Genomic DNA, 659 nt, shown 5'->3' on the forward strand with positions numbered 1-659 from the left:
ATATTCTCTAGGTCAAGAGGATTGGGTAGCGTCTTGATCAGGTGGGTGCCGTTGGTCGCGTGGATCAACTCGCCGTCGATCCGCAGGGTGACCCGGCTGCCGGCCGTCACGACGCCGAGGGCGAGTTCATGTCCACGAACAATGACGATGCCGTCGCGGTTCGCGGTCCGGTCGATCTCGATAGCTCGCGGCCGATGGGTGGCGGTGGAGGTGTCGAACGCGGCTTGCGCCGGTCTGGGCCGGCCCGGGCGGGTGCCGCGGGCGCGGAGTCGTTGCAGGTCTGCGGTGGTCAGCTTCGACCGGACCGTCTTGATCACGATGTCGTCGCAGATGATGTACACGCTCGACAGGTCAGCCCACATCACGACACTGCGCTGCGCATAGTTTCTTTCCGACCCACACCTGTTGCACACCGGCAATAGTCACTACACCGGACGGCGGCACGACAGTGTCGAACTCAATGGCGGAACTCGACTGATCGGCCACGGTTGGAGCTGGCCGAACGACTTCGGCTTCCGGTCGGATCTCGGCACCAACAGGCTTGCTGGGCATGGTGTCGGGATCGGTGCTGCGACTGCGGAACACGCTGGCAGGGGTGGCCATGTTCAGCGACTGATGCGGTCTGCAGGTGTTGTAGGCGTGGACCCATTCGTCGATAG

At 63.4% G+C, this 659-nt stretch carries 1 protein-coding gene and 1 pseudogene; both read right to left on the reverse strand.

The window, feature by feature from the left end; translation table 11 throughout:
* A pseudogene (locus AMD30_RS24305) lies at positions 1 to 362 on the reverse strand (IS481 family transposase); the annotation flags it as partial.
* A partial coding sequence (locus AMD30_RS24905) for an integrase core domain-containing protein (RefSeq protein WP_006373225.1) occupies positions 352 to 659 on the reverse strand: 308 nt, incomplete at its 5' end. The pseudogene AMD30_RS24305 and the gene AMD30_RS24905, both read right to left, overlap by 11 nt.

Source organism: Gordonia sp. HS-NH1 (assembly GCF_001418765.1).
Taxonomy (GTDB): Bacteria; Actinomycetota; Actinomycetes; order Mycobacteriales; family Mycobacteriaceae; genus Gordonia.